The 16,026-nt window shown below is 71.3% G+C and carries 13 protein-coding genes; 8 read left to right on the top strand and 5 right to left on the bottom strand.

Annotated elements, in window-relative coordinates; genetic code table 11:
- The first annotated feature begins 8 nt into the window (after positions 1 to 8).
- Positions 9 to 437: a hypothetical protein gene (locus tag HNP84_RS06020; protein ID WP_185048339.1), complete on the top strand. Its 429-nt coding sequence runs from the start codon at positions 9 to 11 to the stop codon at positions 435 to 437.
- Between the two features lie 96 nt (positions 438 to 533).
- On the opposite strand, the gene HNP84_RS06015 is transcribed toward HNP84_RS06020, so the two are convergent.
- Positions 534 to 1,445, bottom strand: coding sequence for a WD40 repeat domain-containing protein (locus tag HNP84_RS06015; protein WP_185048338.1), 912 nt, complete (start codon positions 1,443 to 1,445; stop codon positions 534 to 536).
- A gap of 300 nt (positions 1,446 to 1,745) precedes the next feature.
- On the opposite strand from HNP84_RS06015, the gene HNP84_RS06010 reads away from it, so the two are divergent.
- Both HNP84_RS06010 and HNP84_RS06005 read left to right on the top strand, forming a co-directional pair.
- Entirely contained in the window at positions 1,746 to 1,988 is a 243-nt protein-coding gene (locus HNP84_RS06010; RefSeq protein ID WP_185048337.1) for a hypothetical protein, read from the top strand.
- Positions 1,989 to 2,358: 370 nt separating this feature from the next.
- On the top strand, positions 2,359 to 3,183 hold the full coding sequence (locus HNP84_RS06005) for a hypothetical protein (protein WP_185048336.1): 825 nt from the start codon (positions 2,359 to 2,361) through the stop codon (positions 3,181 to 3,183).
- A 19-nt stretch (positions 3,184 to 3,202) separates the two neighbouring features.
- On the opposite strand, the gene HNP84_RS06000 is transcribed toward HNP84_RS06005, so the two are convergent.
- Positions 3,203 to 3,967, bottom strand: a complete 765-nt coding sequence (locus tag HNP84_RS06000) for an SDR family oxidoreductase (RefSeq protein WP_185048335.1) — start codon at positions 3,965 to 3,967, stop codon at positions 3,203 to 3,205.
- Positions 3,968 to 4,078: 111 nt separating this feature from the next.
- Between HNP84_RS06000 and HNP84_RS05995 the strand changes: the two genes are divergently transcribed.
- Positions 4,079 to 4,942, top strand: coding sequence for a helix-turn-helix transcriptional regulator (locus tag HNP84_RS05995; protein WP_185048334.1), 864 nt, complete (start codon positions 4,079 to 4,081; stop codon positions 4,940 to 4,942).
- 108 nt (positions 4,943 to 5,050) lie between these two features.
- On the opposite strand, the gene HNP84_RS05990 is transcribed toward HNP84_RS05995, so the two are convergent.
- From HNP84_RS05990 to HNP84_RS05980, 3 genes are all read right to left on the bottom strand, one after another.
- Positions 5,051 to 8,299 carry a discoidin domain-containing protein gene (locus HNP84_RS05990; protein ID WP_185048333.1) on the bottom strand — a complete coding sequence of 1,083 codons (3,249 nt, stop codon included), beginning with the start codon at positions 8,297 to 8,299 and terminating at the stop codon, positions 5,051 to 5,053.
- A complete protein-coding gene (locus HNP84_RS05985) occupies positions 8,296 to 9,684 on the bottom strand; it encodes a glycoside hydrolase family 43 protein (protein ID WP_185048332.1) in 1,389 nt (462 codons plus the stop codon). Before HNP84_RS05985 ends, HNP84_RS05990 begins: the two co-directional genes overlap by 4 nt.
- Before the next feature lie 288 nt (positions 9,685 to 9,972).
- The gene (locus HNP84_RS05980; protein WP_185048331.1) at positions 9,973 to 11,007 is read right to left on the bottom strand and encodes a LacI family DNA-binding transcriptional regulator; all 1,035 of its coding nucleotides are present in this window, start codon (positions 11,005 to 11,007) and stop codon (positions 9,973 to 9,975) included.
- Positions 11,008 to 11,212: 205 nt separating this feature from the next.
- Between HNP84_RS05980 and HNP84_RS05975 the strand changes: the two genes are divergently transcribed.
- Genes HNP84_RS05975 through HNP84_RS05960 form a run of 4 tightly spaced genes read left to right on the top strand, consistent with a single transcriptional unit; the run spans position 11,213 to position 16,025 of the window.
- Positions 11,213 to 12,484 (top strand): ABC transporter substrate-binding protein, encoded by a 1,272-nt coding sequence (locus tag HNP84_RS05975; RefSeq protein ID WP_185048330.1) that lies wholly within the window; start codon positions 11,213 to 11,215, stop codon positions 12,482 to 12,484.
- A 7-nt stretch (positions 12,485 to 12,491) separates the two neighbouring features.
- Positions 12,492 to 13,418 carry a carbohydrate ABC transporter permease gene (locus HNP84_RS05970; protein ID WP_185048329.1) on the top strand — a complete coding sequence of 309 codons (927 nt, stop codon included), beginning with the start codon at positions 12,492 to 12,494 and terminating at the stop codon, positions 13,416 to 13,418.
- Positions 13,415 to 14,185, top strand: coding sequence for a carbohydrate ABC transporter permease (locus HNP84_RS05965; RefSeq protein ID WP_185048328.1), 771 nt, complete (start codon positions 13,415 to 13,417; stop codon positions 14,183 to 14,185). The genes HNP84_RS05970 and HNP84_RS05965 overlap by 4 nt, the downstream gene beginning before the upstream one ends.
- Positions 14,178 to 16,025: a glycoside hydrolase family 127 protein gene (locus HNP84_RS05960; protein ID WP_185048327.1), complete on the top strand. Its 1,848-nt coding sequence runs from the start codon at positions 14,178 to 14,180 to the stop codon at positions 16,023 to 16,025. The genes HNP84_RS05965 and HNP84_RS05960 overlap by 8 nt, the downstream gene beginning before the upstream one ends.
- Position 16,026 lies beyond the last annotated feature (1 nt).

Genomic DNA, 16,026 nt, shown 5'->3' with positions numbered 1-16,026 from the left:
GTTGATCGATGAAGAATGACGCTGTGTGGGTGCGGGGTGTAACCGGCATTCAATTGCACCACACCACCAGCCTCCAGGACGCCGGCCGGTTTCTGGGCAATGCGGTGATGGCGCTGCACGCGGCGCACGTGCGGACGGGCGACGACCGGTACTCCGACCTCGCCACCCGGCTGAAGGCCGCGGTGGTGGAGGTGCGGGAGCTGGAGGATCAGGCACGGTCGAGCATGCGGGAGCTGCACTCGGCGGACCCCGAGCGCTTCATCCGCTGCCGCGAGGGCGAAGAGCCGTGGCCCGACGAGATCCAGGCGGGGTTCATTCCGCGCCACACCTGCAGGGATCAGTGCCTCTACCACGACCACGACGTTGTGGACGCCATCATGCAGTGCACGTGCGGCCGGCCGCCGTGCCGGGCGTGCGCCATCGGCGGCACGCCGTGAGGTGACCCGGCTCGGCGCAGTGTCCGGCGCCCCGCCGGCGGTCGCGCTCCGTGTGCCGGGGGCGCTGGGCCGGATGGCGCCGGGTTCGGGGGCCGCTCACAGGATCCAGGTCCAGATCTCGCCGTCGTACGTGCCGGACACGACGACCTGCCTGCCGCCGAGGTCGCGGATCGCGATGGATTCGACGCCTCCCTCCGGGCCGGCGAGGCCGGTGCCGTACGGGCGGCCGGTGGCCAGGTCCCACAGGCGGATGGTGTTGTCGCCGCCGGCGGACATCAGGACGGTCGTGCCGTTCACCGTGCCTACGGCCACGGTCTTGATCGCGCTGTGGAGCCGTTCGCCGATGACCTTGCCGGGGTGGCCGGGTGCGGTGAGGTCCCAGCTTCGGAGGGCGCCGTCGTTGCCGCCGGAGACCGCGACGGTTCGTCCGCGGACGGTGCCGGTGGCCACGGCCCAGACCTCGTCCTCGTGGGCGCCGAGGAGCCGGACGAGGCGCCCGGTGCCCACGTCCCACAGTCGGATCGTTCCATTCGCGCTGCCCGACACGGCGAGAGTCCGGCCGTTGACGGTGGCGAGCGCGACACTCCTGACTTCCGCGTCGAGCCGTTCGCCGAGGATTTCACCGGGGAGTCCGGGGGCGGCCGGGTTCCACCTCCGGATCGTGCGGTCGTCGCCGCCCGACACCGCCACGATCGTGTCGTTCACGGTGCCGAGCGCCACGCTGTTGATCCCGCGGGTGAGCCTGTCGCCCAGGCGGGTGCCGGCGGGCGGGTCGGCGGCGAGGTCCCAGACCCGCAAAGTCCCGTCGGTGCCGGCCGACACCGCGGTGGGGGTGCGCAGCGCGATGGAGTAGACCGGCCCCTCGTGGCCGGTCAGGGGATCGCCGAGGGCCTTGCCCGTGACCGGGTTCCACAGTTGCAGGGTGCCGTCGGCCCGGCCGACGACCGCGAGGGGCTCGCTGTCGAGCATGCCGATCGCGACGCACCAGACGGAGTTTCCCTTGGACACCGGAGGGCTGAGCAGCCTGCCGGCGGAGCTGTAGTGAGCAGCGCTCGATGCGCCCGAGCCGGACTCCGCGGTCCGCGGACCGGAGCCGCGTAACCAGAGGGGGACGGCCACCCCCGCTCCCACCCCCGCCAGTCCGGTGGTCGTCGCCAGGAGAAGCTGTCGTCTCGTGAAACGCGGGCGGCGCGCGGCCGGCGCGTCCTCGGGTGCGGCCGGGGGCGGTTGGAGGGCGGGAGGAGGTGCGGGGCGGCGGGGGCGGCGGTTCATCTGCTCGCGGAGCTCGCGGTAGGCAGCATCCCAGGAGTGGCGGTCGCCGAGATGGGCCGGCAGCGAAATGTTCTTTTCCGCGGCGATGCGCAAACACGTGTCGACGAAAACCTCGAAATTCGCCGGCTCGGGGCGGACCGGGTTCGTCGCATGGGTCATTCCGGCGATCGTGCTGCGTTTAAGCCGGATTCTGTCCTCTTTCCGGCGGCGCGGGGTGCGCTGGCTCTCGACTTCCAACTGCCGCAGGGAAAGGCCCACCTCTTCCCGCAGCGCCTGTAACCGGCGGGCGAACGCCACGCGGGGATCAGTCGTCTCGTCCAAGCCGATCTCCTACAGGCACGCCAGCCGCCGGACGCCGCCGGACACCTCGGACGCCTCCAGGGTACGGCACTGAGCTGCGGCTTATCGGAATCTCCGGGGAATCCGTCCGGGATCGTGGCCGGACACCCCGGCCCCGCAGGATCGTCGGCTTCGCGCCACCGGGCCCAGTCGCGCAGTCCTCATCCACCTCGCGGGAAAAGGTGTCATTCTCGTGCTCGCCTCACCCCTTCATGCCCTGGGTCACCGGTGGCCGGGGATTCTCCGCTCTTCGGGGATCCTCGCCTTCTGCGCGGCCATTACGAGCACCGCTGTGGTGTCCACATCCGCCATGGCCATCGCCGGTACCACTCCAATTGCGGCCGCCTGCGATCCGGCGTTCATGCTTCCGCGGGGCCATCCCGTCCAAAAGGCGTGGGAGGCCGCCGGCGGCCGGAACAGCGGCTACGGATGCCCGATCGAAAAGGAACACGTGTATCGCGACGGCGGTGGCGGATCGGTGGTGCGCTACCAGAGGGGGGCGATCGTCCGGTCTCCCGCGCAGGGAGAGGCCATGACCGTCGGCGCCTACACCCGGGGATCGGCCGCCCGCCTGATCTGGGGGCCGACCGATCCCTTCCGCTACGACTTCTTCCAGGTGCGGTGGCATCGCGATGGCGCGTTTCTGGAACAGCGGGTGATCAGGCCCGGCGGGCGCGAGGGCGCCGCCGGGTTCCGGTTGCCCGGCCCCGGTCGGTACATGTTCATCGTCGAGGGCTGCGACGGGCCCGTCCTCACCCAGCGGACGGTGTGCCGGCAGGGGTACACGCTGCCCGTGGAGGTGCGGTCGGATGCCGCCTCGCCTCCCCGTCCGGCCCGTCCGAAGATCGGCGTGAGATTCTCCCGGCCGGATTCCTCGGTGCTCGGCCATTTCCACGTCTCCGGATCGGGTTTCCTGGCCAACAGGACGATCCGCATTCGCGCCGAGGGCGTGCCGTCGGTGGCGTACGCGAACTTCTACGCGACGTCCACGGCGAACGGCGAGGTGTCGGAGTTGATCGCGTTCCCGGTCGCACGCGGCCGGGTGATCGCGTTCGCCGCCACCGACGGCCGGGGCGGCGGGACGGACGGCACCGGTCTGCTCTGGCCGGAGACCGTGCGGGTCACCACTAGCTGATCACGGCCCGCCCTCCGGGCTACTTGCCGTGCGGGTCGGAGGCGTTGAGGGTCGCGACGACCTGGTCGTAGTCGCCGCGGGCCTCGCCGTAGCGGAGGAACTTCACCCGCTCGACCTGGATCTCCTTGGCGTCGGGCTGCGATTCCAGCAGCGCGACGACCTCGGTCACGAAGTCCTCCAGTGGCATGGCGAAGTCGCTGCTCTCCTGGCCCGGCAGCAGGGAGGTGCGGACGGACGGCGGCACGAGTTCCACGATCTTGACGTTCGTGTCGGCGAGCTGGAGCCGGATCGACTCGCTGAGCATGTGGATCGCGGCCTTGGAGGCGTTGTAGCTCGGCGTGATCTTCAGCGGCGTGAAGGCCAGGCCCGAGGAGACGGTCATGATGGTGGCGTCCGGCTGGGCGCGCAGGTGCTGGATGAACGCGGCGATGAGGCGGATCGGGCCGAGCACGTTGGTGGTGATGACCGACTCGGCCGAGGCGAGGAACGTCTCGGGCGTGTGCCAGTCCTCGATCCGCATGATGCCCGCCATCGTGACCAGGACGTTGAGGTCCGGGTGCCTGGCCAGCACCTCCTTGGCGGCGGAGTCGATGCTCGCGGCGTCGGTGGTGTCGATCCGCACGGTGTCGATCCCCGGATGCTCCGCGGCGATCCGCTCCAGCAGTTCGGCCCGCCGGCCGCCGACGATGACGGTGTTCCCCTTCGCCCGCAGCTCGACCGCGAGGGCGAGGCCGATGCCGCTCGTGGCGCCCGGGATGAAAACGGTGTTCCCTGAGATCCTCATGGCCACAAGTCTGGGCGGAGGGCCGCGGCGGGTGCAGAGAGCGCCTATCGGGGGATCGGCGATCCCTGGCTGGCCGCCCCCTCCCTCGGGCACACGGTGGATACTGGGCATATGGACAAAGGAGCGCTCGCCGACTTCCTGCGTCACCGGCGTGAGGCGCTGCGGCCGGAGGACGTGGGGCTTCCCGCGGGGGCGCGCCGCCGGGCCCCCGGGCTGCGGCGCGAGGAGGTGGCGTCGCTCGCCGCGATGTCGGCCGACTACTACACGCGGCTCGAACAGCGGCGCGGCCCGCAGCCCAGCGAGCAGTTGCTCGCCTCGCTCGCCCGCGCGCTGCGGCTGACCAGCGACGAGCGCGACTACCTGTTCCAGGTGGCGGGCCGCAACGCCCCGGCGTCGGTGGCCGACGCCTCCCACGTCGCCCCGGCGCTGATGCGGGTGCTGGACCGCCTGGACGACACCCCGGCGCTCATCCTGTCCAACCTGGGCGAGACGCTGGTGCAGAACCGGATGGCCGAGGCCCTGCTCGGCGACAAGTCCGGCTACACCGGCCTGGCCCGCAGTGAGATCTACCGGTGGTTCACCGATCCCGCCGAGCGGCTGCGCTACCCCGAGTACGACCACGACAGGCAGAGCCGGGCCCAGGTCGCGAACCTGCGCGCGGCGTACGGAACGATGGGCCCGCAGTCGCGGGCCGGCGAGCTGGTGCGGGCGCTGCAGAAGGCGAGCCCGGAGTTCGCCGAGCTGTGGGAACGGCACGAGGTCGCCAAGCGCTTCGCGGACCACAAGGTTCTCATCCATCCCGAACTCGGCCCGATCGAGCTGGACTGCCAGGTGCTGTTCACCGAGGACCAGTCGCAGGCGCTGCTCGTGCTGACCGCTCCCCCGCGCACCGAGGGCCACGAGAAGCTGCGGCTGCTGGCCGTGCTGGGCCGGGAGCGCTTCACCGGCGAGGGGGCTCGGCTGGCCGGCGGCTGACCCTCATGCCGGGCAGGTCATCCTCCCGGCGGTGTGGACGGCGGGCGGCTCCCGCGCCTCGGCGTGGACGGCCGAGGCAGACGGGCGCCGCCCGCACGGGTCAGGGGGTCAGGGGCCGTACGCCTTGACCTCCAGCAGGCCCACGGACGACGCGCCGGTGCCGGTGAGCAGGACCCGCAGCCGGGTGGTCGTCACGGGGGTGAAGGTGACGGTGTTGTACTGGTCCTTGGCCAGTGTGTACGCGCCCGCGCCCGGCACGTCCGCGTACGCGCTGCCGTTCCAGTACTGCAGCTTCCACGACGACGGCATGTCGATCCCCTGGTCGTCGTCGAAGAAGTACACCTCGGCCCGGTTCAGGGTCTGCGCGGTGGACCAGGTCAGATCCGCCCAGTGCTGGCCGGTCTGGGGCCAGGTGCCCCAGCGTGTGCCTTGGTTCGGGCCGGGGATGTTCGAGGCGGCCGGCTCGTCGCCGTTGTTGACGGCCGCGCAGCTCTCCCAGGACGAGGTGTAGGAGCACGAGGCCGTGGCCGACAGGGCGCGGTTGGCCGGCGGTTGCGCACCTCCCCGGTTGAAGATCTTGATCTCGGTCAGGCCGGTCTTCGCGCCCGAGGCGTTGGTGGCGAGCATCCTCACCCGCTGCGCCGTCACCGGGGCGAAGATGACCTTGTTGAAGTTGGCGCGCGGAGTCGCCGGCGACTTCACCTGGCCGCTCACGGTGGCCCAGGAGGAGCCGTTCCAGTACTGGATGTCGTACGCCGACGGCGCCCGGTAGGTCCCGCTGGCCGGGCGGGTGTCGCGGAAGTGGAGCCAGACCTCGTTGAAGGTCTGCGGCGAGCCGAAGTCGATCTCGTACCAGTCCTGGCCGTTGGGCGAGCCGCCCGCGCCCCAGAACGGCTCGTTGATCGGGAAGCCGTCGCGGGCCCCGCCCACGCTGGTGCCCGAGCCGGTGTGCGAGGCCGAGGCCGTGCCGATCCTGGCCAGGTTGGTCAGCCGGGCGGTCAGATCGACGCCGGCCTTGGCCAGCATGTCCACCATGCGGGCGTCGGTGTGCGCCACCTGCGCCGGGGCCTGCATGCCCGGCGCGGCCGAGCTGAACAGGACCGTGGCCGTGGTGGTCACGGCGCCGGTGGCCGGGTCGTACGTCATCGGCGCGAGCCGGTCGATCGTCGCCCGCCGCACGCCGTTGACGTAGATCGAGTAACCCTCCGGCACGCCGCCGTAGCGGGCGACGCCGTCGGCCGGGTCGTCCCAGACGATGGTCAGGTCGCTGTTGCGGTAGCGCAGGTTGTTGACGGTGAAGTGGCTCCAGCCGATGTCGATCGGGCTGAGCTCCACGCGGGCGTCGGTGCGCGGGCGCAGGCCGGCGACGTCCTCGATCACGGTCCAGTTGCTGCTGCCGAGGATGTTGTGGTGGATCCAGGAGCGGTACTGGATGCTGCTGCCGTTCCAGTCGGCCCAGAACTCGTTGGCGTCGGGCCACTGGGTGTTGCCGCCGATGTACTGCGCCCAGGCGTTCCAGTACAGCAGCTTCTTGTACCACTCGGCGTCGATCCACTCGTTGGGGTAGTTCCGCAGCACCGAGGACAGCAGGCGGAACTGCACCGTGGAGTTGATGGTGGAGAAGTTGTTGCTGCCGGTGCCCGAGGCCGCCTTGTCGCGCTGGTTGGCGGTGTAGAACGGGAAGATCGGGTACTCGGCCGGGTCGTCGAACAGCCGCAGCGCCTGCTTGTACGTCGCCGTGTCCGGCACCGCGCCGACCGCGAACGGGTAGTAGTTGTTGATCTCCTTCCAGGGCACCCACTCGTCGCTGGAGACGTGCCGGTGCTCGAACAGCCGCCGGTCGGGGTTCCACAGCACGCTGACCAGGGCGTTGCCGATGCCGGTGGCCAGGGTGTTCATCTCGTTCGCCTTGGCGGTGTCGCCGAGCAGCGCGTACGCCTGGGCGGCGGCCCGCGCCCCGCTGTACTGGTAGGCGCCCTCGGCCCGGTCCAGCCACCCGGAGCGCCAGTGGAACGACACCGCGTCGGCGTCGTTGCCGGTCAGCGCGCCCCAGTCGTACTCGATGACCTTGTCGCCGTCGTGGTCGTAGTGGGCGAGCTGGCCCTTGACGTCCTGCTCGGCGTAGCGGGCGAGGTTCTCCACGATTCCGGGCTGCCCGCCGTGGATCTGGTAGCTCTTCCAGGCCGCCTCGGCGATGTACTGGGTGTAGCTGTTGGACCAGTTCTCCGGATCGCCCGGGTTGTCGACGAAGCGGCCGTTCCTGGAGACCTGTCCCACCGACAGCCACGGCCCGTACGACCACACCGGGTTGCGCAGGTACTTCAGGTCGTCGATGTGCATGGGCTGGGTGAGCACGATGGCGTTGTTGTAGCCCAGCACCCCCTCCATCGAGGTGGGGAACTGGAAGGTCTGCCCGGGGATGTCCGCGTCGAGGTGGTTGTAGCGCATCAGCCACCAGCGGTAGTAGATGTTCTTCTTGATCGCGGGCTCGGGCACGTCGATGTAGGGCACGTTCTGCGCCCACCACAGGTTGTAGGCCCGCACGTGGGTCGCGAACGCGGTGGCGGCGGAGTAGCCGGCGTACGCCTGGTACTCCGTCAGCGACTCGGGGATCTCGGTGGTGACGAAGCCCATGACGACCTTGGCGGTCACGGTGGCGCCGGGCGCGACGGTGACCGAGCGGTTGAGCCCGCCGTTGGCGGCGGTGAACCCGTCCCCGGTCAGCCGCGGGTAGAGGGTGGTGAGGTTGTTGTAGGCGTTGACCTGGCCGGTCAGCTCGGCGCCGCTGCCCGAGGCGGCGTACGGGGAGGTGGCCCGAAGCTGCAGCGTGGCCGGGGACGCGCCGCCGTTGGCGATCGACAGGTTGGTCACCGCGACGTTGTTGTGGGTGATGAACTTGGTCTGGGTGACGGTGATCGAGCCGCTGGTGTGGACGCTGCGCCAGTGGCTGGGCGCCTGCCGGCGCTGACCGACCTGCTCGGTGAACGTGCCGGGCGTGATGGCGATGGTGTAGGCGTTGGCGTCGCTGATGCTCTCCCAGTACGCCGCCTGCCCGGCGAAGCCGAGGGTGCCGGGCCTGTGGGTCTTCATGAACAGGGCGCGGCCCCGGGTCATCAGCCAGGTGCCGGCCGGGTCGTTGCCGGTCCGGGCGAGCAGCCGGTCCATCCAGAAGTCGGTGCCGGAGCTCTCGGCGTCGTAGATGGCCCGCATCATGTCGCCGGTGGTGTAGGAGCCGGGCGGGTTCGGCACGGCCGGCCCGCTGAAGGTGGGGTAGCCGATGGTCTGGTCGGCGTGCGCCGCGGGCGCGGCGGTGAGGAGCCCCGCGAGCAGGAGCAGGGCGGCTGCGATCCTTCTCATGACAGGGCCCGCCATTCGAGTACGCCGGTGGAGTGGCCGGGTCTGGAGGTGATGCTCAGCCTGAGCCTGGTCGTGGTGACCGCCGGGAAGGCGGTGACGTTGAAGGTGTCGGCGGCCACGCCGCACGCCGCCTGGCCGGGCACGGGGACGTACGCGCCGCCGTTCCAGTACTGCACCTGGCAGGAGGCGGGCAGGTCGATGCCGAGGTCGTCGTCGAACCAGTAGGTCTCCACGCTGCGCACGGTCTGCGGAGCAGGCCAGCGGTACTCGATCCACTCGGTGCCCTGGTGGTCCCAGTTGCCGTACGCGCCGTGGCCGCGGTCGGCGGAGCTCGCGGGCCGGTGGCCGTCGTTGATCGCGCCGAGCGTCTCCCACGGGGAGACGTAGGAGGTGTACGGCGTGGCGGTGAGCGCCAGGTTCGCGCCGCCGCCGGTGGTCTGCACGACCTTCCGCATCGTGCCGTCGGGGTTCCAGTAGAGCTTGTCCAGCGTGACCGAGCGGCGGAAGTCACCGCCTCCGGGGGCCGCGGCGTTGTGGTAGACCATGTACCACTGGCCCTTGAACTCGATGATCGCCGGGTGGTTGGTGGTGGAGCTGACCGGGTCGAGCACCACGCCGCGGTGGGTCCACGGGCCGAGCGGGCTGCTCGCGGTGGCGTACCGCACGCAGGCGTGGTTCGGCGGCGAGCAGCCCGAGTCGTTGGCGGCGTAGGCCAGGTAGTAGACGCCGTCGCGCTTGAACATCCAGGGCGCCTCCCAGAAGTTCGACACGCCCTGCGGGGTGATCACCGGGCCGTCGAGGGTGACCATGTCGGGGCGGAGCCTGGCCGCGCGCAGGCCCCAGTAGGACCCCCAGTACATGTAGACCTGGCCGTCGTCGTCCACGAAGACGGTCGGGTCGATGTTGAGGGGCGCGGAGCCGGGGGTGTCGTCGCTGATCAGCGGGCCGCCCTTGGCGTCGGTGAACGGGCCGAGCGGGCTGTCGCCGACCGCGACGCCGATGTTCATCCAGCCGGGGCCGTTGCCGTTGACCGAGACGTACCAGTAGTAGCGGCCGTCGGGGCCGCGTTCCACCTCGCCGGCCCAGGCGTCCGCGCCCGCCCAGGGGAAGCTGGAGACGGACAGCTTGGCGCCGTGGCCGGTGAAGGTGGTGGCGTCGGTGGAGCTGAAGACGTGCCAGTCGCGCATGACGAAGCCGGTGCCGCCCGCGGGGGCCTCGTCGTGGCCGGTGTACAGGTAGAGGGTGTCCCCGGCCACGAGCGCGGCCGGGTCGGCGGTGTAGACGGCGGTCGTGATCGGCGCCGCGGCGGACGCGGGCGGCGCGAGGGCGGGGAGCAGGCCGAGCGCTACGGCCAGGGCCAGGATCCTCGGGGCTGATCGGATCATGGGGTCCTTCCTGGGGGGTGGATGGCGGCCGGCACGTGATGGCGTGCGTGGTACGGCCGGCCCCATGCGGCGGCACGGGGGAGCCGCTGCGATGGCTCCCCCGCGCCCCGGGATGTCCGAAGCGAACTAAAAGGTTTTCGCCACGGTACCGCGCCCAGGAAGGCTGTCAAGATGCGGAAATACCGGAGAAACACCCCGGTCATCGGCCGGAACGGCCGCATGCTGCGGAAACGAACCTCCGGGCGGGAACGAAAAAGCCCATCCAGGGCCGAAAAGGCTTTCGGGGGCTCAGTCCCTCGGAGCGGGGGCCGGGGGCGGGGCCGTGGAGTCGCGGATCACGAGCTGGCAGGGCATCGCGTGGACGCCCGGCGTGGCCTTGCCGTCGATGGCGGCGAACAGGTGCTGCGCGGCGGTGTGGCCCAGGCGCTCCAGGTTGGGGTTGACGCTGGTCAGCAGGGGCCTCGTCTCGGCCGACAGCACCTCCCAGTCGTCGTAGCCGACCACGGCGATGTCGGCGGGCAGGCTGCGCCCGCGCTCCCTGGCGGTCTCGATGAACCCGGCGGCTATCTGGTCGCTGCCGCAGAACACCGCGTCCACCTCGGGATGCGTCATCAGCAGCATCTCGGCGGCCTGCCGGCCCCACCGCTGCGACCACGCGCCGTACAGGGTCTCGCCCACCTGCTCCAGGCCCGCCTCGGCGAGCACCCGCCGCACGCCCTCGGCCCGGTCGGTGGCGGCCTTGTAGTGGGTGGGGCCGGTGATGTGCGCGATCCGGCGCCGCCCGGTGGCCAGCAGGTGGCGCACGGCCAGCATCGCGCCGCCGACGTCGTCGGGGATGAAGGAGACGTCGTCGGGGTCGTCGGAGGGCGCGTAGGCGTAGACCACGGGGACCGGCAGGTCGCGGCTGATGGACGGGCGCGGGTCGGTGCTCTCGCCGACCACGATCAGGCCGTCCACCCGGCGGGCCAGCAGGGTGCGGATGTAGTGCTGCTCGCGGATGGCGTCGCCGCGCGCGTCGCAGAGCATGACCGCCATCTCGCCGGCGCCGAAGGCGTCCTCGGCCCCGAGCAGCACCGGGATGCCGAAGCGGCCGACGCTGTCGCTGGTGAGCAGCCCGACCGTGCGGGTCTGGCCCGCGAGCAGGCTGCGGGCGAGCGCGTTGGGCCGGAAGGAGAGCTGCTCGGCGGCGGCGAGCACCCGCTCGCGGGTCTCGGCCTTGACCTTCTCCTTGCCGTTGAGCGCCTTGGACACGGTGGCGATGGACACCCCGGCGAGGGAGGCCACGTCACTGATGGTCACCGGGCGCGACCGCCTACCGGCCATGGGGCGAAATCCTTTTCACGCGATGGTCACTCCTGCTCTCGCCGGCACGGCGGCGGCGCCTCGACCCTATCCCCCAGCGCTACGGCACGGCAAGGCGACCCCGGCCGATCAGGTCATTGACACCCCCTCGTGTTTCTTTTACGTTTCCGAAAACCCTTTACTTCAGTTTTCGTGCGGCTCGGGGGATGCCGGAAGAGGAGAGACCATGCGGTCACGTGCGCGAATCCCCGCCCTTGCGTTAGCGCTAACAGCACTGGTCGGGCTCACCGCCTGCGGCGGCGCCGGGCAGGAGTCGCCCGGGGCCTCCGCGGACGGCGTCACGATCACCATGTGGACCCGCGCGGCCACCCAGGCGCAGAGCCGGCGGCTGGTGGACGCCTACAACAAGACCCACAAGAACCAGGTGAAGCTGACCGTCATCCCCACGGACAACTACCAGCCGCGGATCGCCGCCGCGGCGGGGGCCAGGCAACTGCCCGACGTGTTCGCCGCCGACGTCATCTTCGTGCCCAACTACACCGCCCAGGGCCTGTTCCTGGACATCACCGACCGCGTCAAGGCGCTGCCGTACGCCGGCTCGCTGGCCCCCTCGCACATGCGGCTCGGCACCGCGAACGGGCGCATGCACACCCTGCCGCACACGCTGGACCTGTCGGTGTGGTTCTGGAACAAGGACCTGTACGAGAAGGCCGGCCTCGACCCGGAACAGGGCCCGAAGTCGCTGAAGGAGTTCGCCGAGCACGCCACCACCATCGACGAGAAGCTCGGCGAGGACGGCAAGGTCCACGGCACCTTCTTCGGCGGCAACTGCGGCGGCTGCTACGTCTTCACCTTCTGGCCCTCGGTCTGGGCCGCGGGCGGCCAGGTGATGAACGCCGAGGGCACGGTCTCGCACAACGCCGAGCCGCCGATGACCGAGGTCTTCGCGATCTGGCGCGACCTGTACGACAAGGGCGTCACCGGCCCGACCGCCAAGGAGGAGCAGGGCCCGACCTGGACCGGGTTCTTCCCCAAGGGCGAGATCGGCGTGATGCCGATGCCGTCCACGACGCTGGGCTCCATGCCCGCGGACATGAAGATCGGCGTCACCGCCATCGCCGGCCCCGACGGCGGGGAGTCCACCTTCGTCGGCGGCGACTCCATCGGCGTCTCCTCGACCTCCAGGAACCCCGACGCGGCCTGGGAGTTCATCTCCTGGACCGTCTCGGACGAGGCGCAGGTCGAGGTCATGGCCAAGAACAAGGACGTGCTGGCCCGCACCGACCTGGCGGACAACAAGTACTCCTCCGCCGACCCGAGGGTGGTGCTGATCAACTCGCTGGTGGCCAAGGGCCAGACCCCGTACGCCCCCCGCTTCGGCCAGACCTTCAACGACCCGCAGGGGCCGTGGCTGCGCCTGGCGCGCGAGGCGATGTTCGGCGACCCGGCCAAGCTGCCTCAGCTCGACGCCGACATCACCAAGTCGCTGCAGCAGTGAGGACCCGATGAGCATCACCGTGGACCGGCCGCGGACCCGCGCCGCCGGCCGGTCCTCCCGTCCCGGCCGGTGGACCGGCCGCGCCGCCCAGGGCTGGCTGTACGCCGCGCCCACCGCGCTCGTGGTGGGCGTGCTGTTCCTGGCCCCGCTGGTGCTGGTCGTGTGGATGTCGCTGCACCGCTGGCCGCTGCTCGGTCGGCCCGCGTTCAACGCGCCGGAGAACTACACCAAGATCGCCGACAACCCGCTGTTCCCGGACGCGGTGCTGTTCACGCTGAAGTACACCGCGATCGTGACCGTGCTGCTGTCGGCGCTCGCGCTGGCCCTGGCCCTGCTGGTGCAGGAGCGCAGGAAGGGCGTCGGGTTCTACCGCACCGCGTTCTTCCTGCCCGGCGCGGTCGGCTTCGCCGCCGCCGCGCTGCTGTTCTACGGCATGCTGAACAACGACTTCGGCCCCATCGACCCCATGCTCCAGGCGCTGGGGATCACCGACGAGCCGGTGAAGTGGATCGGCACCCCCGACGCCGCGCTGTTCTCCACCATCGCGCTGGTGCTGTGGCGCTTCGCCGGGTTCAACATGCTGATCCTGCTGACCGGCCTGCAGGCGATCCCGGTCTCGGTCTACGAGGCGGCGCGGGTGGACGGCGCGAGCCGGTGGCAGACGTTCTCCAGGATCACGCTGCCGCTGCTGCGCCCCACCATCGCGCTGATGCTGATCCTGAGCATCAGCGGCTCGCTGCTGGCCTTCGACCAGTTCTTCATCTTCACCAACGGAGGCCCGGACAACAGCACGGTCTCCATGGTGATGGTCATCTACCGCGACGCCTTCTTCCGGTTCGACCTCGGCGGCGCGGCGGCCCTGTCGGTGGTCCTGCTGGCGGCCCTGGTGGCGCTGAACGTGTTCCAGATGCGGGTGTTCCGGAGGCGGGGATGAGATACCACGTCACGATGGCGGCCCTGGCCGTGCTGTTCCTGTTCCCGCTGGCGTGGAGCGGCTGGTCCTCGCTGGAGGACGGCGGGCTCGGCAACTACGCCCAGATGGCGGGCTACGGCGAGGGCGTGGCGAGGTACGCCTCCAACAGCGCGCTGGTCTCGGCCATGACCGTGCTGGGCACGCTGGTCGTGTCCTCCCTGGGCGGCTACGCCTTCGCCCGCTTCGCCTTCCCCGGCAAGAACCTGCTGTTCCTGGCCACGCTGGCCATCCTCATGGTGCCGTACGCGACCATCCTCATCCCCCTGTACGTGCTGCTCGGGGCGCTCGGCCTGCAGAACTCCCTGGTCGGCCTGGCGCTGGTGTTCGTGATGTTCCAGCTCCCGTTCGCGCTGTTCATGATGCGCAACGCGTTCGAGGCGGTGCCCCGCGAGCTGGAGGAGGCGGCGCTCGTGGACGGCTGCGGCACCTTCCGCGCCTTCACCCGCATCCTGCTGCACGCGGTCAGGCCCGCGCTGGTCACGGTGGCGCTGTTCGCCTTCCTCGCGTCCTGGAACGACTTCTTCGCCCCGCTGATCCTGCTCAACGACGGCGCGTCGTTCACCCTGCCGGTGGCGGTCGTGAGCATGACCAACCAGACCTTCGGCGCCATCGACTACGGGATGCTCCAGGCGGGCGTCATGGTCATGGCCCTGCCCTGCCTCATCCTCTTCGTCGTCTTGCAGCGCCACTACGTGCGCGGATTCATGTCAGGAGCCTTGCGTGGTTGACCCCGTCCTGCCCTCGTCCGGCGCCCTGTCCCCCATCGGGCTCGACAGCGTACGGCTCGGCCCCGGATTCTGGGGTGACCGCGTGGCGCGCAACTTCCAGGCCACCATCCCGCACTGCCAGGAGTGGATGGAGCGGGAGGGGTGGATCGGCAACTTCCGCGGCCGGAGCCCCCGCCGGGGCAGGGAGTTCAGCGACTCGGAGATCTACAAGCTGCTGGAGGCGATGGCCTGGTCCGGCCACCCGGCGCTGCCCGGCCTGGCCGCCACGGTGGCCGGGGCGCAGGAGGGCGACGGCTACCTCAACACCCGCTGGAGCGGGCAGCGCTACTCCGACCTGGCCTGGGGGCACGAGCTGTACTGCTACGGCCATCTGATCCAGGCGGGCGTGGCGCGGCTGCGGGCGTACGGGGAGGACGAGCTGACCCGGGCCGCGCGCCTGGCCGCCGACCACGTCTGCCGCCGGTTCATGGACACGGCCGAGGTCTGCGGCCACCCTGTGGTGGAGATGGCGCTGGTGGAGCTGTACCGCGCCACGGGCGCCGAGCGCTACCTGGAGATGGCCCGCAGGTTCGTGGAGCGGCGCGGCCTGCCCGCGCTGCCGGGGGCCGCCGACCCGGCGTACTTCCAGGACGACGTGCCCGTACGGCAGGCGCAGGTGCTGCGCGGCCACGCGGTGCGGGCGCTGTACCTCGCCGCCAGCGCGGTGGACGTGGCCGTGGAGACCGGCGACGCCGACCTGCTGAAGGCGGTCGAGACGCAGTGGGAGCGCACCGTGGCCCGGCGCACCCACCTGACCGGCGGCATGGGGTCGCGGCACGCCGACGAGGCGTTCGGGGAGGACTTCGAGCTGCCGCCGGACCGCGCCTACGCCGAGACCTGCGCGGGCGTCGCCTCCGTCATGCTGTGCCACCGGCTGCTGCTGGCCACCGGCGACCCGCGCTACGCCGACCTGGCCGAGCGGACCATGTACAACGTGCTGGCCGCGGGCACGGCCCCCGACGGGCGCTCGTTCTTCTACTCCAACCCGCTGCAGGTCCGGGTGCCGCCGGAGCCGCGCCAGGGGGTGAACCCGGGGGTGGCGGGCGGGACGCGCTCGGCCTGGTTCGAGGTGGCGTGCTGCCCGAACAACATCGCCCGCACGCTGGCGTCGCTGGGGGCGTACCTCGCGGCGGCGGACGGCGACGGCCTGCGGGTGCACCACTACGCCACGGGCGAGATCGGCCACGACGGCCTGGTGCTGCGGATCGAGACCGGCTACCCGTGGTCCGGCGCGGTCACCGCGCGCGTCGTCGAGGGGCGTACGGCCAGGATCGCGCTGCGCGTGCCGGCCTGGGCCGGCGGGGCCGCCCTGACCTACCGGGGCGAGACCCGCCCCGCCGGCCCCGGATACGCCGTCGCCGAGGCCGACTGGCGGCCGGGCGAGGAGATCCGCCTCGACCTGCCCGTGCGCCCGCGCTGGACGCTGCCCGACCGGCGGGTGGACGCGCTGCGCGGCTGCGCCGCCGTCGAGCGCGGCCCGCTGGTCTACTGCGCCGAGTCCGCCGGGGACGGCCCCCCGCTCGACCTGGCGGAGGCGGTCCTGAGTGCCCCCGCCGAGCGCGAGGCGGACGGCGTGGTGGAACTGGAGGTGCCGGCCCGGTTGGCGCCGCCCGCCGACACCGCCTGGCCGTACGCCGAGAGCCACCCCGCCGCGCGGCCCGCCGAGGACGCCACGCTCCGCCTGATCCCCTACCATTTGCGCGCCACCCGCGGCCCCGCCGCCATGCGCGTGTGGCTGCCCATCGCGGCCCCGGACGGCACCGACGACACCACCGGGACCGCCCCCGCGGAACGCCGGTGAT

This window comes from Thermocatellispora tengchongensis, from assembly GCF_014202315.1.
Taxonomy (GTDB): domain Bacteria; phylum Actinomycetota; class Actinomycetes; order Streptosporangiales; family Streptosporangiaceae; genus Thermocatellispora; species Thermocatellispora tengchongensis.
This window is presented reverse-complemented; position numbering and strand designations above follow the sequence as displayed.